Here is a 25,674-nt window from a genome sequence, read left to right on the forward strand (position 1 = left end):
TAATGAAGCCGGGCGATGCGTGTCGGCCCGGTTGCCCTCGTTGCGTGCGGCTTCTGCGGCCGCCTCGCGTACTTCCCTGTCGTTGCTGCGGGTGCTGCATGTGCTGCGATGCTGCCGGGGTACTACATCGGGTACTGCCGAACTTCTGATGCGTCAAAAAGCCGTTGGCAACTGTTGGTGTTGCGTTTGGCAAACGCCCCGCGAAAAGCGGGGCGTCGACTGCTGCTTGAGTGGGTGCCTGAGCGAGTGCATGAGCGAGTGCATGAGCGAGTGCATGAGCGGGCGCCTGAGCAAATCCGCGAATCAGACGCGCGCCGCGTTGGCCGCGTGCACGCCGATTCCCGCCGCTTCGAGCGCATTGCGGATGCGGCGTGCAAACGCGAGCGCATGCGGGCCGTCGCCGTGCAGGCAGATGGTTTGCGCGTTGAGCGGCACCCATTCGCCGCTCACGGCCTGCACGCGCTGTTCGCGCACCATCGTCAGCGTGCGTTCGAGCACTTCGTCTTCGTCTTCGAGCAGCGCGCCCGGCTCCTTGCGCGGCACGAGCGAACCGTCCGCGCGATAGCCGCGGTCGGCGAACACTTCCTCGATGGCAACGAGGCCGACGTTGCGCGCAGCCGTCACGAGTCCGCTGTTCGCGAGTGCGAACACGGCCACGGACGGATCGAAGTCATGCACGGCCGACACGATGGCATCGGCGATCTTCGGATCGCGCGCGGCCTGGTTATAGAGCGCGCCATGCGGCTTCACGTGCGCGATGCGACCGCCTTCCGCCTGGGCAATCGCCGACAGCGCGCCGAGCTGATACAGCACGCCCGCGTAGATCTCGCCCGCAGGCAGATCCATTTCCTTGCGGCCAAAGTTTTCCGGGTCGTTGAAGCTCGGATGCGCGCCGATCGACACGCCTTTCTGCACCGCCCACCGCACGCATTCGCGCATCGCGTTCGGTCCGCCTGCGTGCCAGCCGCACGCGATATTCGCCGAGCTGACGAGATCGAGCAGCGCCTCGTCGGAGCCGCATCCTTCGCCGAGGTCGGCGTTCAAATCGATTTCCATGATGTCCTCGCTGGTCTTACACCGCTGCGGGCGCGGCTAGGCGCGCGCAGCGTTCTTCATGCATGCCGATAGCGGCGTCGATCTGCCGCAGGTATTTGCGTTCTTCGATCAGCGCCTGACGCGCCTCGAAAGGTGTGGTCGGAATGAAGCGCACCGCGCCGTTCAGGCGCACCTGCGCAAGCTTCCACAAATCCGCGTGAATCACGGTGCCGATCTTCGGATAGCCGCCCGTGGTCTGCGCGTCGCTCATCAGGATGATCGGCTGGCCGTTCGGCGGCACCTGGATCGTGCCGGGCATCACCGCGTGCGACAGCAGATCCGTCTTGTTCGTGCGCTTGAGTTCGGTGCCCGACAGCCGGTAGCCCATGCGATTGCTGTTTGGCGTGACGAGCCATTCGTCGTTCCAGAAGGCTTGCTGCGCGTCGGCCGTGAAGCTCTCGTACTCGGGGCCGGGCAGCACGCGAACGGGCGGCGCCCACGCGACGCCCGACGGATGCCGGCCGCGCCGCGTCGGTTCGTCGACGAGCACGAACTTGCACCACGCGGGCGCCTTCACGCCGAACTCGGGCGCGTCGGGCGAAAAGCCGGAACCCGCGCCCGCACGCGGCGCACCGATGGGCAGCCGGTCGCCGTCGCGCAACGCACGGCCGCCGAGCCCGCCGAAGCCCGCTTGCAGATCGGTGCTGCGCGAGCCGAGCATCGGCAGCACGTCGATACCGCCTGCGATGCACACGTAGCCGCGCATCCCCCGTTTCGCCACGTTCAGCGTCAGTTCCTGGCCGGCCTTTACGGGCAGGCTCCAGTACGAATAGACGGGCCTGCCGTCGAGCGTCGCCCCGAAGTCGGTGCCCGTGATCGCGACGCGCGTCGCACGCGGGAAGCGCAGCACGGTCGGGCCGAAGGTGATTTCGAGTCCGGCGGCATCGGGCCGGTTGCCGACCAGCCGGTTGCCGACTTCAAGCGACAGCCGGTCGAGTGCGCCGCACATCGCGACGCCGAGATGGCGGAAGCCATGCCGTCCGAGATCCTGGATCGTGGTCAGAAGACCCGCGCGTATCACGTCGATCATGCGTGTAGCCCCGCGATGGTGAAGCGGACGCGATCGCCCGGTTGCAGGAGCGTGGGCGGATTGCGCGACGGGTCGAAGAGTTTCTGCGCGGTGCGGCCGATCAGTTGCCAGCCGCCGGGCGACGTCGCCGGATAGATGCCCGTCTGCGCGCCGCCGATGCCGACCGAGCCGGCGGGCACTTCGAGCCGCGGCTCGCTGCGGCGCGGCGCGTGCAGCGCTTCTTCAAGCCCGCCCATGTAGGCGAAGCCCGGCTGGAAGCCGAGAAAGAATACGATGTAGTGGCCCCCTGCATGCCGCTCGACGACGTCCTTCACGGTGAGGCCGGTGTGATCGGCGACCGCCTTCAGATCCGGGCCGTACTCGCCGCCGTACTGCACGGGAATCTCCACTTCGCGGCCTTCGGCGGGCGCGGCGCTGGCGCCGTCCCAGGCAGCTCTGAGCCTGGCCGACAACTCGTCGGGATCGGCTTCGAGCGGATCGAAGATCACGGTCAGGTTGTTCATGCCGGGCACGACTTCGAGCACGTGCGGCCAATCGCGCGCGGCCTGCGCGGCCGACCATACGCGGCGCTGGCAATCGAGCGTGGCAGGCGGCGGCGCCTCGCAGACGAGGGCGGCGTCGCCGAGCGGGAAGATCCGGGCTTCAGTCATCGCGGGTTGGTGTCATCGTTCCTGGGTTGGGCGAGTTGCAGCACGTTCATCCGACGAATGTGTTCGGCTGCTTTCTCGCGATAGCGTACATTCTCAATAAAATATCGACAAATTATCAATAAGCGATGTCCCCAGGCTCGCGCACGTCGGATGGAAGTCGTACACTTCGGTCAACCATCACGCTTACCTAAGAAAAATCACCATGGCGCGTCACCCGACCAAAATCGTCTCATCGGAACATCTTGTTTCTGAGTCCAGTGCGGAATTGTCCGAACTGGAATATGGACTGATCATGGCGAGCAACGCGTTCAACCGCTGGATGGTCCGTTGCATGGCGGCGGCCGGGGACAAGGACATGACGGCGATTGAGGTATCGCTGCTGCATCATGTGAGTCATCGGGAGCGACGCAAGAAGATTGCCGACATCTGCTTCGTGCTGAACATCGAGGATACGCACGTGGCGACTTATGCGCTCAAGAAGCTCGTAGCTAGAGGGTATGTAAAAAGCGAAAAGACCGGCAAGGAAGTGTTCTTTTCCGCGACGCAGGCGGGGCGCGATTTGTGTATGAAGTATCGGGAGGTGCGCGAGAGTTGCCTCATCGCGACTTTGAAAGAGAGCGGGCTCACCAATGAGCAAATCGGCGAGGCCGCGCAGTTGATGCGGAATGCTTCTGGGCTCTATGACACCGCTGCGCGGGCCGCTGCTTCTTTGTAGTTTTTTGTCTGCGACGCTAGTCGCCATTCCTTGCTTTTTGTTTTTTCTTCGCTGGCATCCGCGAATTCGTGGGTCGCATCCGCGATTTCGTGGGTCGCATCCGCGATTTCGTATCGGTGCTTCAGGCGTTGCCCCTGTGCGGGGCGGCACCTACTTTTCTTTGCAGCGGTGTACAGACTGGAGACATGGTTGACACATGTACGGGGACATCGTTGACACCTGATGGTCAGGGTTTGGGTGCGGCAAAGAAAAGTAGGCAAAAGAAAGCCGCTCACCCCGCCAGTTCTTGTGTTCGCCTGCGGGCCCCCAGCGGGTCCCGCACTCCACGCGGCATCGAGCTACCCAATGCTCGTTGCCCGCGCTCCTGGATTCGCATCCCCCACTTCACACTCCCACGTCACGGACTGCGTTAGCAGAAGTCCACGGCCGCCCAGGTGGCAAACTGTGTGTAGGCCATCCCGACGAAAGTGCATCACTCCGGACTGAAAAGCGGGATCGGTGTCGTAGGAGCGCCAACGCGTACGGCGCGACAACCTACACACCGTTTGCCACCTGGGCGGCGCAGACCGTTCGCTGCCGCTGGCTGCGCTACGGGTGAGTGGAGTGGGTGATGTGCCTGTTCAAGGCGCTGGCAACACGCGTGGAAAAGTGTGATGCCGTCTGGAGTGCGGGACCCGCTGGGGGCCCGCAGGCAGCGACTAGGACTGGCGGGGTTAGCCCGCTTTCTTTGCTTTTCTTTGCGGCGGCAAAGAAAGTAAGTGCCGCCCCGCACAGCAATGCTCTCAACTTAAGCCCCATTCCATCAGGCGAACTTGTACGTGAGATGGCAATGGGGCTTGGTTTTTCCGGGTGGTCGAGGATATGAACGCGCGGGCTGTATGCGACATCGGTTCTGATGGATGAGCGCAAGCAGCGTGGCGAGGCCTTCCAGACAGTGGCGCACGCGTAGAAGACACGCACCGAGAATGGGCTTGAGCACGCCGCGTGCGTACACCCGGTTAGGGCGGCTGGCACAGACATTATCGTGTGAGACATCCAGATCACTGAGCAAGGTGCACAGGTTGTCGGCGAGGATTTTTGCGCCCAGATCCTGCTGCAATGCCAGGTAATCCAGCCCCGTCACGGCCTCCAGTCGCAGTCGGTGCTTGAGGCGCTTGAACGCTTCCTCGACCCGCCAGCGCTGATGATAGAGCGCGCCGAAAGACGCCGCCGGATAACGCTGGCCATCGAGCAGTGAGGTCATCAGCACACGCACGCGACCGCTGGGCGTGAGGTCCCGTATCAGGCGCACGGTGCTCGGTGTACGGGCCAGTTCATAGTCGCGGGCATCCTGCTCGCAAGGCGCTTGTAGCGTCACGATGCGCTCGGCTTCGCCGCTGCGGGTGAAGTCGGTGACGCACTTCCAGTTATGTGTATCGACGCGCATGCAGAACGCAATCTCGCGCTGCGTCAGCGTGGCCACCATCGCGTTACCGATAAAGCCACGATCAAGTAGCAGCAGATCGGTACACGGCTGGAGCACATCCAGCGCTTCAAACAACATCTGGCGCTCGGCGCCGTCGGCGGAGTGAAGCGCGGCGTGCAACGTCAGTTCGGGGCCCGGCAGGAACAGCGCAAACACGTAGTGATCGGCGCGTAGTTCATGGCCCCGGCGGGTGCTCACGCGCAGACGGCTGCCGTCAGCGGCGACCAGCCTCAGGCCGTTCCAGCGCATCGATTCGATATGGGGTTGAGCCAGAGAAATCAGGTGAGCGCGGGCCAGATCGAACAGATCAGCCGACAACCCTCGACGCGCCTTGCTAAACGCCTGTGCGCTGACCGCGCGGGTCTGGCCGCCGCGCTTATCCAGCGCGCCAAACAGCGCATCGAGTTCGGCCTGCACGCTTGCGCACATGCCCGGCATCATCAGCGCAGCCATGCGCGGCAAGGTCAGTGTGCGATTACGGGTAAAGGCGGTAGGAGAACGACGCACGCGATCGGCGAGCGCCGGATCGAACAGGAATTCGGAGAACTCAGCCAGAAGCCTCGAGGAAGCTGGTATTTGAGTTCATATCGTTGATTTATCAGGGAGTTATGCAATCAAGTTTACAGGGGCAATGCCTCGTTTACAAGCGCTTTGACGCTTAAGTTGAGAGCATTGCCCCGCACAGGGGCAACGCATGAAGTACGGATACGAAATCGCGGATGCCAGCAACAAGACAAAACCAAACCAAACCAAACCACAACCCAATCACCGTCCGCCTAAGGACGCCGGATACCACCGAGCATCGGTAATCACAGCATCGAGCGGAATATCGTGCGCTTCGCGCAAAAGCGCATCTGTACGACACGCTTCATACGCAACACCGACGGTAACAGGCACCTTGCCACCCTGAGCGCGAAAGCGAGAAAGTGTGCGGTCGTAGTACCCGCCACCATATCCAAGTCGATACCCATCGGCATCAAACCCGACACACGGCACGAACAGCAGATCCGGCACGACGACCTCGCCGGAAGTCGGCTCATGAATCCGGTGTGCGCCGACCTGCATCGGCATATCCGGCGTCCATACGTGAAACTCGAGCGGTTCGCTACGCCCCGTGATTACCGGCAAAGCAGCGCGCCGCGCACCATCACCCGAAAGCCACACGCCGATCGCATCGCGGATATCGAACTCACCAGATAAAGGCCAGTACAACCCTACACTTGCGGGCGCATAGACCGTTAACGCATCAAGCACGCGACGGCTCAGCGCATCGTTGTTCGATGCGTCGCGAGCCGCATGCAGACGCGCTTCCAGCAGTGTCGCGCGCAGTTCCTTTTTCGATTTCGCGCCGGGGTTGCATGCTATGCTTGAGTTCAATTCGCGCTCCAGAAACGCTCTAGAAATAACGATGTCCAAACGCCTCTTCCGAGTATATCGCGCGGCCAGTCTGGCGCTCGCCGCGGCGGCACTCGTCGCGTGCAGCACGGCCTCCGCCGTCAAGCCGCTCCAGCTTTCCCAACTTACCAACGACGACCAGATTTTCGTGCAGTTGCGCGAGGCAGCGCGCAACAACGACGCAGGCCGAGCCGCGCAACTCGCGGCGATGATTCCGGATTACCCGGCACCTTCGTATCTGGAATATTTCCAGCTGAAGCCGCAGCTGTTCGACGGCTCGGGCCATCCACGCATCGACGCCAACGACGCGCCCGTGCTGTCGTTCCTGCAACGCTATGACGGCCAGGCCATCGCGGACCGCATGCGCAACGACTACCTCGTCGTGCTCGGCGCGCGTCACGACTGGCGCAACTTCGACCAGCAATACGCGCGCTTCGTGCTGAATGACGACACGCAGGTCAAGTGCTATGCGCTCGAATCGCGCGCGGCGAAAGGCGAGAACGTCACCGACGCAGCACGCGCGCTGCTCGTCGATCCGCGCAACTACGGCGACGGCTGTGTCGACCTGATCACGTCGCTCGCCATCAACCAGCAGTTCTCGACCGACGACGTCTGGCAGCAGATCCGTCTCGCGTACGAACAGAATCAGACCAGCACGGGCGCGAAGCTCGTCGACGCGCTCGGCAACAACCGCCCTGATCCGACGCTGTTCGATCAGGCGGCAACTACACCGCCGCTGCTGCTCGCGCGCGGCGTCGGCGCCGATCCTCAATCGCATCAACTCGCGCTGCTCGCGATCACGCGCATGGCCCGCAACGATCCCGCGATGGCCGCGGCAACCTTCGGCTCGGTCGCGCCGTCGCTGACGTCGCCGGAACGCGCGATCGGCTGGGGCACGATCGCGTATCAGGCGGCGGCGAAGCAGATGCCGGGCGCCGTCGACTGGTACCGGCTGTCGGCGAACGCGCCGCTGTCCACGCCAGCTTACGAATGGCGCACGCGCGTCGCGCTGCTCGCCGGCGACTGGACGATGGTGCGCTGGTCGATCGAGCAAATGCCGCCTTCGCTGCGCAGCCAACCCTCGTGGGCGTATTGGCACGCGCGCGCGCTGAAGGCCGCAGGCGATGTGACGACGGCGAATCAGGAATTCGAGTCGATCGCCCAGCAATACAACTTCTACGGCCAGCTGGCCGGCGAAGAACTCGGCCAGAAAACAGTCGTGCCGCCGAAGACCACGGTCACGGACGCCGAAGTGCAGCAGGCGGGCAACACGCCGGGCTTCGCGCTCGCGCAGAAGTTCTATCAGCTGAATCTGCGGCTGGAAGGCAACCGCGAATGGAACTGGCCTCTGCGCAGCATGACCGACCGCCAGCTGATCGCCGCCGCCGAGTACGCGCGCCGTATCGAACTGTATGACCGCGCCGTGAACACGGCCGATCGTACGAAGACCGAGCACGACTTCTCGCTGCGTTTCCTGTCGCCGTTCCGCGATATCGTCGAGCGCGATGCACAGTCGAACGGGCTCGATGTCGAATGGGCCTATGGTCTGATCCGTCAGGAGTCGCGCTTCATCATGAACGCGCGCTCGGAAGTCGGCGCGAGCGGGCTGATGCAGCTGATGCCGGGCACGGCGCAACTGGTCGCGAAGAAAATCGGTCTGGGCACGATCTCGCGTGCGCAGATGAACGACATCAACACGAACATCCTGCTCGGCACGAACTATCTGTCGATGATCTACAATGAGTTCGACGGGTCCGCCGTGCTCGCCACAGCGGGTTACAACGCAGGTCCGGGCCGTCCGCGCAACTGGCGCGCGTCGTTGCCGCGCGGTGTCGAAGGCGCGATCTTCGCCGAGGCGATTCCCTTCCAGGAAACGCGCGACTACGTGAAGAACGTGCTGTCCAACACGGTCTACTATGCGGCGTTGTTCGAAGGCCGCCCGCAATCGCTGAAGGCGCGTCTGGGTTATATCCAGCCGTTGCAGTAACGATGCGCCATGCCGCCGCCGCGTGATCACCCATTACGCAAGCGGCGGCATTCGAACCTCAGCCGTTGCCGCGGCTTCCATCAGGGAGTCGAAAAATGCGACATCAAACCATCGCGATCGTCGGCGGTTCCGGCTTTATCGGCAGTCACCTCGTCAACGCGCTTGTCGAACTCGGCAAGACGGTGCGCCTCGCCACCCGGCGCCGTTATAACGCGCGGCATCTCACGCTGCTTCCCATCGATGTGGTCGAAACCGATGTGTTCGATCCTATCCAGCTCGCGCGGTTCGTCGAAGGCGCGGATGCCGTCGTCAATCTGGTCGGCGTGCTGCATGGGCATCGCGGCGATCCGTACGGGCCGGAGTTCGCGAAAGCGCACGTCGAACTGCCGACCAAAATCGTTTCCGCCTGCGAAGGCAAGGGCGTGCACCGGCTGATCCATATCAGCGCGATCGGCGCGGACCCGCGCGGCCCGAGCATGTATCTGCGCTCGAAGGGCGACGGCGAGCGCGCGATTCACGCGTCGTCGATGCTCGCGTCGACGATCTTTCGTCCTTCCGTCGTATTCGGTCCCGAAGACCAGTTCCTCAACAAGTTCGCGTTCCTGCAGCGCATGTTCCCGGTGATTCCGCTGGCGAAAGCGGGCGCGCGCTTTCAGCCGATCTTTGTCGGCGATGTCGCGAAAGCGATCGTCAACGTGCTCGACCTCGACGCGTCGACGGGCCGCACCTATGAACTCGGCGGTCCGTCCGTCTATACGCTCGAAGCGCTCGTCGATTATTGCGGCGAGGTGATCGGCAAGCACGCGCGCATCATCCGGCTGCCGGATTCGCTCGCCCGGCTGCAGGCGCTGTCGTTCGAACTCGCACCCGGTGAACCCGTGCTGTCGCGCGACAATCTCGACTCGATGAAAATCGACGCCGTACTGAGCGCGCCGCTCGCGCCCGAACTCGATATCGAACCCGCCAGCATCGAAACCATCGCGCCCGTGTATCTGACGGGCTCGTCGTTCCGTTCGCGCTTCAACGCGTTCCGTGCGAGCGCGGGCCGTTAAACTGTGCCGTTCAACCCACTCTATCGTGAAGCATGAAACTCGTTATCGGTGACAAGAACTATTCGTCGTGGTCGATGCGGCCGTGGCTCGTGCTCAAGCACTTCGGCATTGCGTTCGAAGAGATCGTGATTCCGCTCGCCGAAGAGCAGACGAAAGCGTCGATCCTCGCGCATTCGCCTTCGGGCAAAGTGCCGGGCCTGTCGACGGACGACGGCGTCACCGTGTGGGATTCGCTCGCGATCTGCGAGACGCTCGCCGAACGTTACCCTGAGCACGCGATGTGGCCGCGCGACCCCGTCGCGCGTGGCCGTGCGCGCAGCATCAGCGCGGAGATGCATTCGGGTTTCGGCGATCTGCGCGCGAACATGTGGATGAACATTCGCGCGTCGTTTCCGGGCAAGGGCGCGACGCCCGGCGCGCTTGCCGACATCGCGCGCATCGACGCGATCTGGCGCGAGTGTCTCGACACGTACGGCGGCCCGTTCCTGTTCGGCGAGTTCACGATTGCCGACGCGATGTACGCGCCCGTTGTGATGCGCTTCAACACGTGGCAGCCGGAACTGTCGGAAGCGGCCGCCGCGTACGCGCGTCGCGTGACCGAACAGCCGGCCGTCGCCGCATGGATCAGCGATTCGTTGCGCGAAGCGCACGACATCGCCAAGTACGACGTTTGCGCATGAATATCTACGCAGTAGGCGGCGCGATCCGCGACGAACTGCTCGGCATGGCCGTGCAGGATCGCGATTACGTGGTGGTCGGCGCGACGCCCGAGCAGATGATCGCGCAAGGCTTTCGTCCCGTCGGCAAGGACTTCCCCGTTTTCCTGCATCCCGACACGCACGAGGAATACGCGCTCGCGCGCACCGAGCGCAAGACGTCGGCGGGTTATCACGGTTTTCAGTTTTTCTACGCGCCCGATGTGACGCTGGAAGAGGATCTCGCGCGCCGCGATCTGACGATCAACGCGATGGCGCGCGAAGTCACGCCCGACGGCGCGCTGATCGGACCTGTGATCGATCCGTTCAACGGCCAGGAAGATCTGAAGCACCGCGTCTTTCGCCATGTCAGCGATGCGTTTCTCGAAGACCCGGTGCGGATTCTGCGCGTCGCGCGCTTCTCGGCGCGCTTCACCGGTTTCACCGTCGCGCCCGACACACTCACGCTGATGCGCAAGATGGTCGAAGCGGGAGAAGTGGATGCGCTCGTGCCCGAACGCGTGTGGCAGGAAGTGTCGCGCGGCCTGATGGAGAAGAAGCCGTCGCGGATGTTCGATGTGCTGCGCGACTGCGGCGCGCTCGCGCGCATTCTGCCCGAAGTCGACGCGCTCTATGGCGTGCCGCAGCGTGCCGACTATCACCCGGAAGTGGATACGGGCGTGCACGTGATGATGGTCGTCGATCACGCGGCTGCGCAGAACTACGCGCTGGCCGTTCGCTTCGCCGCGCTCACGCACGATCTCGGCAAGGCGACCACCCCCGAAGACGTGTTGCCGCGTCACATCGGTCATGAAGGGCGCAGCGTCGATCTGCTGAAGCCGTTGTGCGAGCGTCTGCGCGTGCCGAACGAATGCCGCGATCTCGCGCTGCTGGTGGCGCGCGAGCACGGCAATATTCATCGCGTGACGCAGACGAAGGCGGCGGGCATCGTGCGGCTCTTCGAGCGTAGCGACGCGCTGCGCAAGCCGGCGCGTTTCGCCGAAGCGCTTCAGGCCTGCGAAGCCGACGCGCGCGGCCGGCTCGGCTTCGAGGCGAACGCCTATCCGCAGGCCGAGCGTGTGCGTCAGGCGCTCGTCGCGGCGCGCGCCGTCGATGCGGGCGCCGTCGCGAAGTCGTATGAAAACAATCCGGCGAAGATCAAGGACGCCGTGCATCGCGAGCGCGTGCGCGCGGTGGCGCAGGCGCTGGGTGAAGCGCCGTCAGACCCGGACGACGCCTGATTCAGAAGCGGTCAATCAGAGCAGCCGGGCGATCAGTGAAAGCAGCATCGACAGCACCAGCGTCGACATGAACGGAAACGGGTATTCCTTTCCGAACAGCCGCAGCGTGACATCGCCCGGCATCCTGCCGATGCCGAGCTTGCGCAGCCACGGCCAGCAAGCCGACAGCACGGCCACCGCAATGAACGTAGTCAGCAGCCAGCGGATCATCGTGTGTGCCTCGATTCAGAGCGTGTGCGTGCGGTCGCCGCGCGCGAAGGCGTCGAGCGTGCCGTCGATACCGCGCGAAAACGCGATCACCTTGAACAGCTCGCCCATCTCCGCTTCCGACAGCAGCTTCTGGACCGCGTTGGCGGCGGGCAGGAAGTTGGGGATGTCGGACGGATCGATGGTGCTCAGTGCATCCGTGATGCCCGCGTTCATCAGAAAGCGCGCCTGCGACGTATAGCCGAGCAGATCCGCGCCCGTATCGACGCCCGCTTCGGCGATGCCCGTGAATTCGACGTGCGCGGTGATGTCCTGCAAGCCCGGATAGAGAAACGGATCGCCGTGCGCGCGATGCCGGTAGTGGCACATCAGCGTGCCCTGCGCGCGTTGCGCGTGATAGTACTCGTGACGCGGAAAGCCGTAGTCGATCAGAAACACCGCGCCGCGCGCGAGCATCGTGCAGACGGTGCGCGTGAAGGCGAGGGCGGCTTCATGGGTTTCCGTCACGTAGTCCTCGCCGCCTTCGATCCCCAGATCGCGCAGGAAAGCCTCATCGTGCGTCGATTGAACGGGGCGGTCTTCGAACCGCAGCGCGCCGTCTTGCGACGCGACGCCGCGCTCGTGCCACGTTCCGCCGTTGCGCGCGAAGAGCCGCACGGGCATCGCGTCGAGCACTTCATTGCCGATCACGACGCCTTCGAACTGTTCCGGCAACGCGTCCAGCCAGCGCACGCGGGCGGCGAGCGCGGGCGCATGCGCCTCGATGGTTTCGCGCTGACGCTCGCGCAATTCGCCCGACAGATCGACGATCGAATAGGTGTCAAAGGGCGCGCCCAGTTCGAACAGCGCATTGAGCAAGCCCGACGCCAGCTTGCCCGTGCCCGCGCCGAATTCCATCACGTGACGCGTGCCGCTCGCCTCGAGCGCCTGCGCGACGGGCCGCGCCAGCGTTTGCGCGAACAGCGGCGACAGTTCGGGCGCCGTCACGAAGTCGCTGCCGTCCTCGGCGCGGCGTCCGAACTTGATCGCGCCGCCGCTGTAGTAGCCCAGTCCCGGCGCGTACAACGCGCGCTCCATGTAGCGATCGAACGGCATCCAGCCGCCGTTTGCGTCGATCTCCGCGCGAATCCGCGAAACCAGCGCTTCCGACTGCGCGAGCGCGGTCGGGCCGGGAGCAGGTAAACTATCGGGTTGGTGAGCTTTCGGATTCATCCCCGCATTGTAAATGACCGTCTCGAACGATACCTCCGCCGCCCGCGCCCAGCCTGACCGGCCCGCCCGCACCGTGCTCGTCACGGGCGCCGCGCATCGGATCGGCCGTGGGCTCGCCGTCGGATTCGCCGCGGCGGGCTGGGACGTGGCGGTGCACTACGGCTCGTCGAAGGAACAGGCCGACGGCGTGGTCGCGGAAATCGCCGCGCTCGGGCGGCGGGCCGTCGCGCTGAAGGCCGACCTGTCCGTCGAGGCGGAAGTCGAGCGGCTCGTGCCCGATTGCACGGCGGCGCTAGGGCGTCCGTCGTGCATCGTGAACAATGCGTCGCTGTTCGACGAGGATACGGCGCTCGACGTCGGCTACACGAAGCTGCTGCACCTGACGTCGATCAACCTCGGCGCGCCGCTCGTGCTCGCGCGGATGCTGCACGAAGTCACGTCGGAAGACGCGCGGCACGACGAAGCGCTGCGCACGTCGGTGATCAACGTGCTCGACCAGAAGCTGTACAACATGAATCCGGATTACCTGTCGTACACGCTGTCCAAGGCCGCGCTCGGCACGGCGACCGTCGCGCTTGCCCAGGCGCTGGCGCCGAAGGTGCGCGTCGTCGGGCTCGCGCCCGGCCTGACGCTGCAATCCGGCGATCAGACGGCGGCGAGCTTCGAGGCCGCGCACAAGGTGACGCCGCTCGGCCGCGCGTCGCGCATCGAGGATCTCGTCGCGGCGGCGCTGTATCTCGCGGACGCGCACGGCGTGACGGGCACGACGCTGGTAGTCGACGGCGGCCAGCATCTGGTGCCGCTGCCGCGCGATGTGATGTTTTTGACGGGCGCCGACCGCTAGACGGCGCCCCCACCGGCGCGGCCAAAGCGCGCCCAATTGCAACTAATGCAGCAACTTTTGTACTGGAACGAACATGTCCGCCTTGCTTCATCCCCGGCTTGCTGATTGCCGCCGGCTCTTTCTGCGCGATTACGAGGTGCACATCAACATCGGCGTGCACGATTTCGAAAAGCGCGGCGAGCAGCGCGTGGTGATCAATGTCGAACTGTTCGTGCCGCTCGCGCAATCGACGCCCGTCGAAGACAAGCTGCGCGAAGTCGTCGACTACGACTTCATGCGCTCGACGATCGCGCAGCGCGTGAGCCAGGGGCATATCCATCTGCAGGAAACGCTCTGCGACGACCTCGCGAAGGCGCTCATCGCGCATCCGCAGGTGCGCGCCGTGCGCCTGTCGACCGAAAAGCCCGATGTCTATCCCGACTGCGATGCCGTGGGCGTCGAAGTCTTCCGTATCAAAGAGGACTGAGCGATGAACGCTCCCGAAACCCTGACGGGCCTTGACGCGAAGAGCGCCAACGCCCCCGCCGACGGCGCAGAAACCGAAGCCGGCGAGCGCAAGCGCGCGCTCACGCGCCGCGAGCAGAAAGAAGCCTACGAGAACAACAAGCTGTTCAAGCGCCTCGCGCGCCAGGTCGGCGAGGCGATCGGCGACTTCAACATGATCGAGGAAGGCGACAAGGTGATGGTGTGCCTGTCGGGCGGCAAGGACAGCTACGCAATGCTCGACATCCTGATGCGGCTGCGCGAGCGCGCGCCGATCAACTTCGACATCGTCGCTGTGAATCTCGACCAGAAGCAGCCGGGCTTTCCGGAACACGTGCTGCCCGAGTATCTGAGCAAGCTCGACATTCCGTTTCACATCGAGAATCAGGACACGTACAGCATCGTCAAGCGGCTCGTGCCCGAGGGCAAGACCACGTGCTCGCTGTGCTCGCGTCTGCGCCGCGGCATTCTCTACCGCGTGGCGGGCGAACTCGGCGCGACCAAGATCGCGCTCGGCCATCATCGCGACGACATCCTGCAGACGCTGCTGCTGAACATGTTCTACGGCGGCAAGCTGAAGGGCATGCCGCCCAAGCTGCAATCGGACGACGGCAAGAACGTCGTGATCCGTCCGCTCGCGTACGTGAAGGAAACGGATCTCGAGAAATACGCGGAACTGCGTCAATTCCCGATCATTCCGTGCAACCTGTGCGGCAGCCAGCCGAACCTGAAACGCGCGGAAATGAAGGCGCTGATTCGCGAATGGGATAAGCGTTTCCCGGGCCGCGTCGACAACATGTTCAATGCATTGACGAACGTCGTGCCGTCGCATCTGATGGATCACAAGCTTTTTCCGTTCGCGTCGCTGCGTGCGACGGGCGAAGCCGATCCGCAAGGCGATATCGCTTTCGATGAAGAACCGTGTTCCGCCGATTCCGCATCGAACGAGACGCAGCAAGCATCGCAAACGATTTCCTTCGTTCAGTTCGACGATATTTGACACATCGCCCCACCCCGCAAAGCCTTTTAAAACAGGCATTTGCGGGGTGATGCCGAGTTTTCGGGCCACGTTGCAGTCACATTCAGCGTGCTAGAATCGCCCACTCCAAACTCGTCAAATACGCCCACGTCATGAACATCGTGATTCTGGCGGCAGGCACCGGCAAGCGCATGCGTTCGGCGTTGCCCAAGGTGCTTCATCCCCTGGCCGGTCGGCCGCTCCTCGCTCATGTCATCGACACGGCCCGCACGCTGAATCCGACGCGACTCGTCGTCGTGATCGGTCACGGCGCGGATCAGGTGCGCACGGCCGTTGCCGCGCCCGATGTGCAATTCGCATCGCAGGAACAGCAGCTCGGCACGGGCCACGCGGTGCAGCAGGCATTGCCGCTGCTCGATCCGTCGGCGCCGACGCTCGTGCTGTATGGCGACGTGCCGCTCACGAAAGCCGGCACGCTCAGACGTCTGACGGACGCAGCGGGGCACGATGGCTACGGCGTGCTGACCGTGACGCTCGACGACCCGAGCGGCTACGGCCGCATCGTGCGCGATGCGCAAGGCAAGGTCGAGCGCATCGTCGAACAGAAGGACGCGACGCCCGAACAGCAGAAGATCGCCGAGATCAACACGGGCATCGTCGTGATGCCGACGAAGCGGCTCGAAGCATGGCTGTCGTCGCTGAAGAACGACAATGCGCAAGGCGAGTTCTATCTGACCGACGTCGTCGAACTGGCGATCGAAGCGGGCATCGAAGTCGTCACCGCGCAGCCTGACGAAGAGTGGGAAACGCTCGGCGTCAACAGCAAGCAGCAGCTCGCCGAACTCGAGCGCATTCATCAGCGCAACGTCGCGGATGAGCTGCTCGTCGCAGGCGTGACGCTTGCCGACCCGGCGCGCATCGACGTGCGCGGCACGCTCGAATGCGGCCGCGATGTGTCGATCGATGTGAACTGCGTGTTCGAAGGCAAGGTGACGCTGGCCGACAACGTGACGATCGGCCCGAACTGCGTGATCCGCAATGCGACGATCGGCGCGGGCACGCGCATCGATGCGTACACGCATATCGAAGGCGCGCAGGTCGGCGCGCAAGCCGTGCTCGGTCCGTATGCGCGTCTGCGCCCGGGCGCGACGCTCGCGGACGAAACGCATATTGGCAACTTCGTCGAAGTGAAGAATGCGGTGCTCGGCCGTGGCTCGAAGGCGAATCACCTGTCGTATATCGGCGATTCGGACGTCGGCGCGCGCGTGAACATCGGCGCGGGCACGATTACCTGCAACTACGACGGCGCGAATAAATTCCGCACGATCATCGAAGACGATGTGTTCGTCGGCTCGGATACGCAGCTGGTGGCGCCCGTGCGCATCGGCCGTGGCGTGACGATCGCGGCGGGCACGACGGTCTGGAAGGATGTCGAAGAAGGCCTGCTGGTGCTCAACGAAAAGAGCCAGATTGGCAAGACGGGCTACGTGCGCCCGACGAAAAAGAAAAGCTGAAGGGAAACGCGTGCGCGAGGCGCGCGCCTCGATCCCTAACTTTGCAAAGGACCATTGAATATGTGCGGCATTGTCGGCGCTGTTGCGCAGCGAAATATCGTTTCCGTTTTGATTGAAGGACTGCGTCGCCTCGAATATCGCGGCTATGACTCATGCGGCGTCGCCGTGCTGGCGAACGGCGAGCCCAAGCGTGCGCGCAGCGTCGCGCGCGTGGCCGATCTCGACGATCAGGTGCGCGAGTCGCGTCTCGAAGGCGTAACGGGCATCGCGCATACGCGCTGGGCCACGCACGGCGCGCCCGTCACCGACAACGCGCACCCCATCTTCTCGCGCAACGAGCTGGCGCTCGTTCACAACGGCATCATCGAGAACTACGAGACGCTGCGCGAGATGCTGCGCGGCAAGGGCTACGAGTTCGTCTCGCAGACCGACACGGAAGTGATCGCGCATCTGATCCACAGCCTGTACCGCGGCGACCTGTTCGCGGCCGTGCGCGAAGCGACGGCGCAACTGCACGGCGCGTACGCGATCGCCGTGCTGCACAAGAACCAGCCGGATACGGTGGTGGGCGCGCGTCAGGGCTCGCCGCTCGTCGTCGGCCTCGGCGAGGGTGAGAACTTCCTCGCGTCGGACGCGCTTGCGCTGGCGGGCAGCACCGACCGCTTCATCTTCCTCGAAGAAGGCGACGTTTGCGAACTGACGCTCGAGAAAGTGCGCGTGTTCGACCGCGACGGCAAGCCGGCGGAGCGCGAAGTGCGTCAGGTCGCCGCTTACGGCGGCGCGGTCGAACTCGGACCGTATCGCCACTTCATGCAGAAGGAAATCTTCGAGCAACCGCGCGCGATCAGCGACACGATTCCGCAGGCCGACGCATTCGATCCTTCGCTGTTTGGCGAGAACGCACCGAAGGCGTTTTCGGAGATCGACAACCTGCTGATCCTCGCGTGCGGCACGAGCTATTATTCGGGCCTGACGGCGAAATACTGGCTCGAATCGGTGGCGAAGATTCCGACGCAAGTCGAAATTGCCAGCGAATACCGTTATCGCGATTCGGTGCCGAATCCGAAGTCGCTCGTCGTCGTGATTTCGCAATCGGGCGAAACGGCCGACACGCTCGCGGCGCTCAAGCACGCGCAGTCGCTGGGTCACAAGCACACGCTGTCGGTGTGCAACGTCGGCACGAGCGCGATGGTGCGTCTCACCGAGTTGTCGTTCCTCACGCACGCCGGCCGCGAAATCGGCGTCGCGTCGACGAAGGCCTTTACGACGCAGCTCGTCGCGCTGTTCGTGCTCGCCGCGACGCTCGGCAAGATGCGCGGTCACGTCAGCGCCGCGCAGGAAGCGGACTATATCCGCCAGCTGCGTCATCTGCCCGCTGCGCTCAACAGCGTGCTGGCGCTGGAGCCGCAGATCATCGCGTGGTCGGAAGAGTTCTCGCGCAAGGAGAACGCGCTGTTCCTCGGTCGCGGCCTGCACTATCCGATCGCACTGGAAGGCGCGCTGAAGCTCAAGGAAATCTCGTACATTCACGCCGAGGCGTATCCGGCGGGCGAACTCAAGCACGGGCCGCTCGCGCTCGTCACGGAAGCGATGCCTGTCGTGACCGTCGCGCCGAACGACGCGCTGCTCGAAAAGCTCAAGTCGAACATTCAGGAAGTGCGGGCCCGTGGCGGCCAGCTGTACGTGTTCGCCGATGCCGACACGAAGATCGTCAACGACGAAGGTCTGCACGTGATCCGCATGCCGGAACACTATGGCCTGCTGTCGCCGATCCTGCACGTCGTGCCGCTGCAGCTGCTCGCGTATCACACGGCGTGCGCGCGCGGCACGGACGTCGACAAGCCGCGCAATCTCGCGAAGTCGGTGACGGTGGAGTGAGCGTGTTCTTGCTGTAGTCGGTTTTTTTCTTTTCACACGCGTTCTGGATACGCCACCGCGCTCGCGGACGTATCCAGAACCTGCCGGTTTCAAATCCCTCTTTTCCCTTTCTCGCGTCCGCTCAAGGTTTCGTCGCGCAGGCCAGCACGCACGGCATCGGTATGCTGACTTCGCCGTTGCTCGCATAGCGCGCGGCGCCGTCGTGCACCGTCTTGCTGATTGCATCCAGCGCCTGCGGCGTTTGCGCATTCAGAATCGCCGAAACCCGCACGCCGCCACGCATCAGCATCTCGAACAGCGCGTCGGGCGAGGGCGCATGCAGCGTCTGCTCGACTTCCTCCACGCGCGGATCGCGAAAGCCCGCCGCCAGCAGCACACGCTCGCATTCCGCCCAGTCGCTGAACCGGAAGAACGGTGGCCCGGGCGGCAGTTGCACGTCCATGCGGCCGTGCGTCTCGATGGCCTTCAGAACGATCGAGAAGCCGACGGCTTTGTCGGGTGCTGCCCAGACCGTGAAGCCGACCTTGCCGCCCGGCTGAAGCACGCGGAACGCTTCCTCCAGGGCCTTGTCGGGATGCGAGAAGTGCAGCATGCCGAAGCTGATGCCGACGGAATCGAAGCCGTCGTCGGAAAAGGGCAGGTCTTCTGCGCTGCCGATGCGAAAGGTCAGCGACGGATAGATGCGCCTCGCCTGATCGACCATCGAGTCGGCGAAGTCCACCCCGACGACATCCGCGCCCCGCCGCGCGGCCGCTGCCGCAAGGTAGCCGGGGCCCGACGCGACATCGAGGAAACGCACGCCGCGCCGCACACCGAGCGCATCGAGCAGCGCAGCATGCGACTGGATGGTGAGGTTGCCGAAATACGCGTGATAAGGCTGCGCGACCCGCTCCCAGCCCCGATGTTCGAAGGCGCTGAATTCGTCTTCATTCATGTCGGTTTTCCTCTCGTGTTCCACGCCCTTTCCGTTATAGGACCCACGCGTCAGAGGTCAACTCATTAGCCGGGAATCGATCACCGCGACGCGCAAGCGGCAGTCGCCTCGACATCCAGATGTCCACACGATGCTATGGACAACATGGGGATATCGCGGAGGCGTTTGCTGTGGGCAGATTCTGGGTAAACACGTGGAGTGGCCGGATGTGGACAAAGTTATTCAGGCTTCCGGCGAGCGCTCCCATGCTTATGCGCAAAGGTATCCATTTGACAATCCGTTGAACGCAAAGCGGATTTGCCGTTTATCCACAGATGGCAAAGGTGCTTGTTAACTGCTACTACGTATACATATTTATCAATTGAAAAGCAGTGGGTAAAACGCGCGGGCCGCGCATGGGTGGAGCGGGCGGTGCGTTTGCCTGCGGGATGGACAGGATCGTGCCGCGAGGTGCGATGTCGGTTTTCAGCGGACGCGGATGCGATGTGTCTGGCGCGAACCAACATTTGCTGCACGCAGATTCGCTCGCGACCGCCGACCTCGTGCATCCGCGTTTCCGTCGAGCCTTGCGCCGCAAGCCGTGCCGTCTGCGTGCAGCGCATAGGCATACACATTGCTCTTCATGGCGCGCCCGCTCAATCGGGCGGACCCCACCCGACATACACACCGGAGGCGATCGTGCTGGCTACAAAACCGTGTACTGCGACATGTGTCATCGATGGAATCGCGGTCACGCTGACCTTTTTCCCCGACACCGGCGTTCTGCGCATCACCGACGGCACAGGCAGCCGTCTCAGAGAGACGCGCTGGTCCGCGTCATGGCAGAGCCTCGTCGCGACATTCCGCGAACTGAGTGAAACGCCCGTCGAAGACCGTGCCGATCCCGACGTGCTGTTCGGCAGCCACTATCGTTCGTATCCGTTGAGCGGGCGCTACGCGAACTGAGCGCCGATGCGCCCCATGCTTGCCGGGCGTGCGCGGACAAACGGGCGAACTGGGCCGCGAATCACCCTCGCTTCCGCCGATTGAATGGGCGGTCTCGCTCCTATACTTCTTTTCATGGAGCGACGGAACAACGAGCCCATCGACGCGGTTCCCCTCTGCGTCGCGCATGACCGCAGGTTGCCAGCAGTCGAAGTAGCCGTAACGGAAGCATGAGCAGTCGCAGTGATCGAAGTGGCAGGTTGCAGTACATGAAGCACATGCAGCACGCGTCGTAGTGGGATCAGCAGTTTGAAGTGGATGTTTGAAGTTTCAGCCGCATTTGCAGTGGCAGTCGGTTTCCGAAGTTCGTAGCCGGTTTTTGATGTAGCGGTTAGCTTTCGCAGTCGGTTTTTGCAGCAGCAGTCGATTCTCGAAGCAGCAGTAGCTCTCGCAGTAGCAGCATCCGGTTCACCGTTTCAAGAATGCAGTTGGGGTTAGCAGCAAGGAGTAGGCGCGGGGCCAATCGAAGCAAAAAGAGGTTCACTAATAACAGCTTCATGTGATGAGGTAGCAGTCGGCAAGCATCCACGCGCCTGTTCGATTTGTCTCATCCACCGAGCCCTGTTCCCCCGCGGAACAGGGCTCTTTTTTCGTCCATGAGCCTAGGCGCGCTCGACGTCCTGCCAGCCGCCCGTCGCCATGCTTTTCACCGATGCCGCGACAAACGCCAGTCCCTTCACGCCATCGCTGACGCCGGGAAAGAGCGTCGGCCGATCGTCGCCCGGTTTGCCGCCGATGCGCCCAGCGACTCGCTGCGCGAACTCCGTATAAAGATTCGCGAACGCTTCCAGATAACCTTCGGGATGACCGATCGCGATGCGCGTCGAACGCTGCGCGCCTTCGCTCGTCGATGGACCGAGGCGGCGCGTGATGATTTCCTCGAATGCATCCTGGCGGCGATGGATCAGCCGGTTCGGTTCCTCCTGATGCCATTCGAGCCCGCCCTTGTCGCCGTGTACGCGGAAGCTCAGGCCGTGCTCCGAGCCCGCCGCGGCATTGGTCACCCAGAGCGAGCCGCGCGCGCCGTTCTCGTAGCGCAGCAGCGCGGACACGTAATCGTCGACGGCGCGGCCGGGAATCGCCGAGCCGACATCCGCGCACAGACTTGCGACATCGAGCCCCGTGACGAACGCGCCCAGGTGGAACGCGTGGGTGCCGATATCCATCAGCACGAGCGAACTTCCGGCGCGGTCCGCTTCCGTGCGCCAGCCGGCGGGAAGATCGTGGGGCGCCAGATAGCTCTGCACGTACTGCAGATGCACCTGACGAATCTCGCCGAGTGCGCCCGCGCGAACCATGTCGCGCGCCTGACGCACCATCGGAAAGCCGGTGTAGCAATAGGTCACGCAGAACTCGGCATCGGCTGCCTTCGCGCGTGCGGCGATCTCGCGTGCCTGCGCGAGATCGTTCGCGAGCGGCTTGTCGCAGATCACGTGAAAACCGAGATCGAGCGCCAGCATGCAGATCGCGTGATGCGAGTCGTTGGGCGTCATCACCGCAACGGCATCGATGCGATCGGCGCGCGCCGCCTCCGCTTCGAGCATCTGCTGCCACGACGCATACGCACGCTCGCCGTCGATGCCGAGATCCAGCGCCGCCTGCCGCGCCCGCTCGGGATTCGACGACAGCGCCGCCGCGACGATGTCGTACTGGCCATCGAGGCGCGCAGCAATGCGATGCGTTTCTCCGATGATCGATCCCGGGCCGCCGCCGATCAAACCCAGCCGGATGCGCCGCCCGATTGTGCTAATCACCATGTCGTCTCCTTGATATGAGGATCAGTGCGTCGCGTTGCGGAATTCGAGGTCGCGCAGCGCGGCGGCGAACTGCTCGTCTGGCCAGCCTTCGCTGAGCGCCTTCGCGAAGAGCTGTTGCTGGCTCGCAGGCGCCAGTCCGCCGACGGGCGGATTGCGATCGAGATTCGTCGGGAATGCATAGCCCTCCGCGCACGATGCGAGCACGGCAGCCAGTTGCGCGGTATCGAGCGCGTGTCGTGCCTGCATCGCCCGCAGGACGGGGAACACGGCGCCGCACATCTGCGTGCGGTCGAGCGATTCCATCGCGCGACCATAGGCCGACGACACCTGCAGCAGGTTCGCCATCCGCTGCACGTCCTGCGTGCGATTCGACCCGGCCGCATGAAACAGCGCGGGATTGAAAAACAGCGCGTCGCCTTTTCGCAGCGGCAGCTGCGCGTAGTGAGCTTCGAAATACGCGCGGAAATCCGGGCGTCGCCACGCGACATAACCTTGCGGATAGCGCTGCGAGAACGGCAGCAGCTTGGTCGGGCCGCTTTCCACGGGCATGTCGGTGTGCGCGACGGCGCCTTGCAGCGTCAGCAGCGCCGACATCGTGTGCACATGGGCCGGAAAGCGCTGCGCTTCGTCGACGGTGAGAAAGCCAAGATGGAAATCGCGGTGCGCCTGCTGCGCTTCGCCGCCCGGGCGCACGACATTCACCTGAGACGTCATCTGATAGGCGGGTCCGAGCCATGCCTCGGCAGCCGCCATCAGGACGGGATTCGCGAAGTAGCGGACGAAAACATCGGGCGCCGCGAGACACAGCTTTTCCTGCGCGTTCCAGATGCGGTCGTTCGCGCCCGCTTTCGCAAAGTGATCGGCGCCGCCGCCCGCCTTGCGCTCGCTGCGGATGATCGACTCGAAGATCTCGGTCGCGTCGTCGATGGCGGTCGTGTCTTCGTACGCGCGTTGCAGCACGAACACGCCCGCGCCGTCGAGCAGCACACCGGCCCATTCGGCGAGCAGGTCGGGACGGCGCGCAGGATCGTCCAGGAGGGGCCGCAGCGCGTCGCAGTCGTAGATCGGCACGGCGTGCGCGAGATCGGCGGCAAAGGGCGGTCGCGGATGCTTGTCGCGCGACGTTTCGATCAGTGTCGCGAAGTCGTCGACGGAACAGTCCGCTTCGCGAAACCACGTCTGCGCGGCTTGAACCGGTTGCGGTGCTTTCGGGGTCATCTCGTCTGCCTCCATGTCTGCGAACCAGCTTAGCCGCAAACTGCGGCGCTGCGTTACCATCGAAACATCAAAAACACATCAAGAACAGGCAGCGTTTTCGATGGCGCATCCTTTTCTGATCAAGGAAATCGCATTGCAGGCGGGGCTCGGCACGGCGACTGTCGATCGCGTGCTGAACGGCCGCGCGAACGTGCGCGAACACACGCGGCGGCGCGTGCAGCAGGCAATCAGGGAACTGGAAAAGCAGCAGCTGACGATGGCGACGAGCGGACGCAAGCTGGTCGTGGACGTGATCGTAGAAGCGCCGCGCCGCTTCGCCGACGAGATCCGCGACGCGCTCGAAGACACCGTGCCGAGCCTGCATCCCGCGATCTTTCGGCCACGCTTTCTGATGCAGGAGACGATGACGACGGCGCAGGTTGTCGATGCGCTGCGCGCGATTGCGCGGCGCGGCAGCCACGGCGTGTTCCTGAAGGCGCAGAACGTGCCCGCGATTGCGCAGGCGATCGCCGAACTCGCGCAACGCGAGATTCCCGTCGTGACGATGTTCACCGACATCCCCATGTCGCAGCGCATCGCGTATGCAGGTCTCGACAACCGCGTCGGCGGCGCGACGGCGGCTTATCTGATCGGTCATTGGCTCGGCAAGCGCGCTAGCAACGTGCTGGTGACGCGCAGCAACGAACGCTTTCGCGGCGAAGAGGAACGCGAGGCGAGCTTTCGCGCGGCGCTGCGCGAGCGTTATGCGCATCTGACGCCGATCGACGCGAGCGGCGGGCAAGGACTCGATGCGGAAACGGAAGAGCGTGTGCGCAAGGCGGTCGGCGCAGGACAGAAGATCGCCGCGGTCTACTCGATGGGCGGCGGCAACGCGGCAATCCTGCGCGCGCTGAAGGCGCTGAACCAGTATCCGAAGTGCTTCATCGGACACGATCTGGATCGCGAGAATGTGCAGTTGCTACGCGAGCGCGCGATTACCGCGATTCTGCATCACGACTTGCGTCAGGACATGCGGTGCGCGTGCCAGCACGTGATGAGTTTTCACAAGCTGCTGCCGGCGGCTGCAGTGAGCGTGCCGTCGTCGGTGATGGTGGTCACGCCGGAGAATATTCCGCACGATGTGATCGCGCGATTCGCGGTGCGCGGCTAGCCGGGCTCACTGCAAGGGCGCCGACCACGTCACCGTACGGTTGCGGCCTTCGCGCTTGGCCGAATACAGCGCGCTGTCGGCGCGCGCGAGCGTCGTGTTCAGATCGTCGCTCAGCTCGACCTTGCAGACGCCCGCCGAAAACGAATAGCGGATGGCATGATCGTCGGCGACCTGCACACGGCGGCTCAGCACCTGGCGGCGCATCCGCTCGACAGCCGACACGCCATGCTCGACCGACGTCGACGGAAACACCACCAGAAATTCCTCGCCGCCGATACGCCCCGCAATATCCGTTTGACGCGTCGCGTGCCGGCACACTTCGCCGAAATCGCGCAGCACGGCGTCGCCTGCAGCGTGGCCGTGCGAATCGTTGATGCGCTTGAAATGATCGAGGTCGACGAGCGCGACGGTGAGCGGTGTCTCGGTGCCTGCGGCGGCGGTGATCGCGAGTTCGAGCGATGACATCGAATGACGCCGGTTCGCGAGGCCCGTCAGCACGTCGGTGCGCGCTTCCTGCACGGCACGTTCGTGTGCGCCGATCCACGCCTGCTCGCTGGAGCGCAATGCGGAGATCTCGGTGCCCGTCAGCACGATCCAGTCGTTTTCCAGCAGCGATTCCGTCATCCAGAACCAGCGTCCGTCGACCAGTTCCGTTGCGAAGCTGCGCTGACCTGCGCGTTCGCGGCGCGCAGCGATCGCATCCGCGATCACGGCCGACGCATCGTCGCCTTCGATACGCGGGCCGCATTGCCCCAGAATGCCGCGCAGCACGAGATCGGCGAAAGTAATTTCGCCGCGCTCGCGGTTGAGCCGGAACGCATGCTTGAACGCGCTGTTCGCGAACATGAGCCGGTCGCTCGCGTCGTAGATCGCGACCAGCTGGGTTCTGCCATCCAGCGCGCCGAGCAGCGCTTCACAGGCGATGTCGTCAGTGCGCAGATCCTGAATCGATTTCATGGCTTATCGGTGCAGATGAGTCTCCGGACCGGCCGCTTGTTCAGGCGCGGCCGCATGTCCCGTCGGTTCGCCGTGTCGCGCAATAAAAGCGCCACGGTCGAAGCCGTGGCGCGAAGCGTCCCGATGATTCCGACTGCGTGAAAAATCACGGAGAACGTGGAGACAGAATGAAGTCTACGTCCGCAAAACGCATGGCCATCGAATGAACAGTGAGCAGATTTGCCCGCAATTC

The 25,674-nt window shown here is 63.9% G+C and carries 23 protein-coding genes; 12 read left to right on the top strand and 11 right to left on the bottom strand.

The genetic code is table 11. The features are described from left to right. Positions 1-303: 303 nt before the first annotated feature. The 3 genes from pxpA to pxpB are packed head-to-tail and all read right to left on the bottom strand — an operon-like array spanning position 304 to position 2,775. On the bottom strand, positions 304-1,056 hold the full coding sequence (gene pxpA, locus FRZ40_RS12105; RefSeq protein ID WP_028367411.1) for a 5-oxoprolinase subunit PxpA: 753 nt from the start codon (positions 1,054-1,056) through the stop codon (positions 304-306). A 16-nt stretch (positions 1,057-1,072) separates the two neighbouring features. Further along, entirely contained in the window at positions 1,073-2,125 is a 1,053-nt protein-coding gene (locus FRZ40_RS12110; RefSeq protein ID WP_147234239.1) for a 5-oxoprolinase subunit C family protein, read from the bottom strand. Beyond that, complete coding sequence (pxpB, locus tag FRZ40_RS12115) at positions 2,122-2,775, bottom strand: 5-oxoprolinase subunit PxpB (RefSeq protein ID WP_147234240.1); 654 nt, start codon at positions 2,773-2,775, stop codon at positions 2,122-2,124. The genes FRZ40_RS12110 and pxpB overlap by 4 nt, the downstream gene beginning before the upstream one ends. A 202-nt stretch (positions 2,776-2,977) precedes the next feature. Here pxpB and FRZ40_RS12120 point away from each other — a divergent pair, with 202 nt between their 5' ends. Further along, on the top strand, positions 2,978-3,490 hold the full coding sequence (locus tag FRZ40_RS12120; protein ID WP_107204249.1) for a winged helix DNA-binding protein: 513 nt from the start codon (positions 2,978-2,980) through the stop codon (positions 3,488-3,490). Between the two features lie 802 nt (positions 3,491-4,292). Here the strand turns inward: FRZ40_RS12120 and FRZ40_RS12125 are convergent. Then, positions 4,293-5,531: an IS4 family transposase gene (locus FRZ40_RS12125; RefSeq protein ID WP_338048145.1), complete on the bottom strand. Its 1,239-nt coding sequence runs from the start codon at positions 5,529-5,531 to the stop codon at positions 4,293-4,295. 189 nt (positions 5,532-5,720) lie between these two features. Next, positions 5,721-6,332 carry a 5-formyltetrahydrofolate cyclo-ligase gene (locus FRZ40_RS12130; protein ID WP_147234818.1) on the bottom strand — a complete coding sequence of 204 codons (612 nt, stop codon included), beginning with the start codon at positions 6,330-6,332 and terminating at the stop codon, positions 5,721-5,723. Positions 6,333-6,363: 31 nt separating this feature from the next. Between FRZ40_RS12130 and FRZ40_RS12135 the strand changes: the two genes are divergently transcribed. The 4 genes from FRZ40_RS12135 (at position 6,364) to FRZ40_RS12150 (ending at position 11,325) form a co-directional block, all read left to right on the top strand. Beyond that, positions 6,364-8,337, top strand: a complete 1,974-nt coding sequence (locus tag FRZ40_RS12135) for a lytic transglycosylase domain-containing protein (protein WP_147234242.1) — start codon at positions 6,364-6,366, stop codon at positions 8,335-8,337. A 95-nt stretch (positions 8,338-8,432) separates the two neighbouring features. Continuing rightward, a complete protein-coding gene (locus tag FRZ40_RS12140) occupies positions 8,433-9,389 on the top strand; it encodes a complex I NDUFA9 subunit family protein (RefSeq protein ID WP_028367417.1) in 957 nt (318 codons plus the stop codon). A gap of 32 nt (positions 9,390-9,421) precedes the next feature. Continuing rightward, positions 9,422-10,069: a glutathione S-transferase family protein gene (locus FRZ40_RS12145; RefSeq protein WP_028367418.1), complete on the top strand. Its 648-nt coding sequence runs from the start codon at positions 9,422-9,424 to the stop codon at positions 10,067-10,069. Then, positions 10,066-11,325, top strand: a complete 1,260-nt coding sequence (locus tag FRZ40_RS12150; RefSeq protein ID WP_147234243.1) for a multifunctional CCA addition/repair protein — start codon at positions 10,066-10,068, stop codon at positions 11,323-11,325. Before FRZ40_RS12145 ends, FRZ40_RS12150 begins: the two co-directional genes overlap by 4 nt. A 15-nt stretch (positions 11,326-11,340) precedes the next feature. Here FRZ40_RS12150 and FRZ40_RS12155 read toward each other — a convergent pair whose 3' ends face one another. Continuing rightward, entirely contained in the window at positions 11,341-11,535 is a 195-nt protein-coding gene (locus FRZ40_RS12155; RefSeq protein WP_028367420.1) for a DUF2905 domain-containing protein, read from the bottom strand. A gap of 15 nt (positions 11,536-11,550) precedes the next feature. Further along, on the bottom strand, positions 11,551-12,744 hold the full coding sequence (locus FRZ40_RS12160) for a class I SAM-dependent methyltransferase (protein ID WP_147234244.1): 1,194 nt from the start codon (positions 12,742-12,744) through the stop codon (positions 11,551-11,553). Positions 12,745-12,757: 13 nt separating this feature from the next. Between FRZ40_RS12160 and FRZ40_RS12165 the strand changes: the two genes are divergently transcribed. The 5 genes from FRZ40_RS12165 (at position 12,758) to glmS (ending at position 18,442) form a co-directional block, all read left to right on the top strand. Continuing rightward, on the top strand, positions 12,758-13,588 hold the full coding sequence (locus FRZ40_RS12165; protein WP_147234245.1) for an SDR family oxidoreductase: 831 nt from the start codon (positions 12,758-12,760) through the stop codon (positions 13,586-13,588). A gap of 73 nt (positions 13,589-13,661) precedes the next feature. Further along, on the top strand, positions 13,662-14,054 hold the full coding sequence (locus tag FRZ40_RS12170) for a dihydroneopterin aldolase (RefSeq protein WP_028367423.1): 393 nt from the start codon (positions 13,662-13,664) through the stop codon (positions 14,052-14,054). 3 nt (positions 14,055-14,057) lie between these two features. Next, positions 14,058-15,071 carry a tRNA 2-thiocytidine(32) synthetase TtcA gene (gene ttcA / locus FRZ40_RS12175; protein WP_147234246.1) on the top strand — a complete coding sequence of 338 codons (1,014 nt, stop codon included), beginning with the start codon at positions 14,058-14,060 and terminating at the stop codon, positions 15,069-15,071. 131 nt (positions 15,072-15,202) lie between these two features. After that, positions 15,203-16,564, top strand: a complete 1,362-nt coding sequence (gene glmU, locus FRZ40_RS12180) for a bifunctional UDP-N-acetylglucosamine diphosphorylase/glucosamine-1-phosphate N-acetyltransferase GlmU (RefSeq protein ID WP_147234247.1) — start codon at positions 15,203-15,205, stop codon at positions 16,562-16,564. A gap of 60 nt (positions 16,565-16,624) precedes the next feature. After that, on the top strand, positions 16,625-18,442 hold the full coding sequence (glmS, locus tag FRZ40_RS12185; protein WP_028367426.1) for a glutamine--fructose-6-phosphate transaminase (isomerizing): 1,818 nt from the start codon (positions 16,625-16,627) through the stop codon (positions 18,440-18,442). 121 nt (positions 18,443-18,563) lie between these two features. On the opposite strand, the gene FRZ40_RS12190 is transcribed toward glmS, so the two are convergent. Continuing rightward, positions 18,564-19,376, bottom strand: a complete 813-nt coding sequence (locus FRZ40_RS12190; RefSeq protein ID WP_028367427.1) for a class I SAM-dependent methyltransferase — start codon at positions 19,374-19,376, stop codon at positions 18,564-18,566. A 678-nt stretch (positions 19,377-20,054) separates the two neighbouring features. On the opposite strand from FRZ40_RS12190, the gene FRZ40_RS12195 reads away from it, so the two are divergent. Beyond that, positions 20,055-20,321: a hypothetical protein gene (locus FRZ40_RS12195; protein ID WP_147234248.1), complete on the top strand. Its 267-nt coding sequence runs from the start codon at positions 20,055-20,057 to the stop codon at positions 20,319-20,321. Positions 20,322-20,962: 641 nt separating this feature from the next. Here the strand turns inward: FRZ40_RS12195 and FRZ40_RS12200 are convergent. Continuing rightward, positions 20,963-22,117, bottom strand: a complete 1,155-nt coding sequence (locus tag FRZ40_RS12200; RefSeq protein ID WP_147234249.1) for a Gfo/Idh/MocA family protein — start codon at positions 22,115-22,117, stop codon at positions 20,963-20,965. A 21-nt stretch (positions 22,118-22,138) separates the two neighbouring features. After that, a complete protein-coding gene (locus FRZ40_RS12205) occupies positions 22,139-23,335 on the bottom strand; it encodes a phytanoyl-CoA dioxygenase family protein (protein ID WP_147234250.1) in 1,197 nt (398 codons plus the stop codon). A gap of 100 nt (positions 23,336-23,435) precedes the next feature. On the opposite strand from FRZ40_RS12205, the gene FRZ40_RS12210 reads away from it, so the two are divergent. After that, positions 23,436-24,485: a LacI family DNA-binding transcriptional regulator gene (locus FRZ40_RS12210; protein WP_147234251.1), complete on the top strand. Its 1,050-nt coding sequence runs from the start codon at positions 23,436-23,438 to the stop codon at positions 24,483-24,485. Positions 24,486-24,491: 6 nt separating this feature from the next. Here the strand turns inward: FRZ40_RS12210 and FRZ40_RS12215 are convergent, their stop codons facing one another. Then, positions 24,492-25,442 carry a GGDEF domain-containing protein gene (locus FRZ40_RS12215; RefSeq protein ID WP_028367432.1) on the bottom strand — a complete coding sequence of 317 codons (951 nt, stop codon included), beginning with the start codon at positions 25,440-25,442 and terminating at the stop codon, positions 24,492-24,494. Between the last annotated feature and the right edge of the window lie 232 nt (positions 25,443-25,674).

This window comes from Paraburkholderia azotifigens (assembly GCF_007995085.1).
GTDB classification, from domain to species: domain Bacteria; phylum Pseudomonadota; class Gammaproteobacteria; order Burkholderiales; family Burkholderiaceae; genus Paraburkholderia; species Paraburkholderia azotifigens.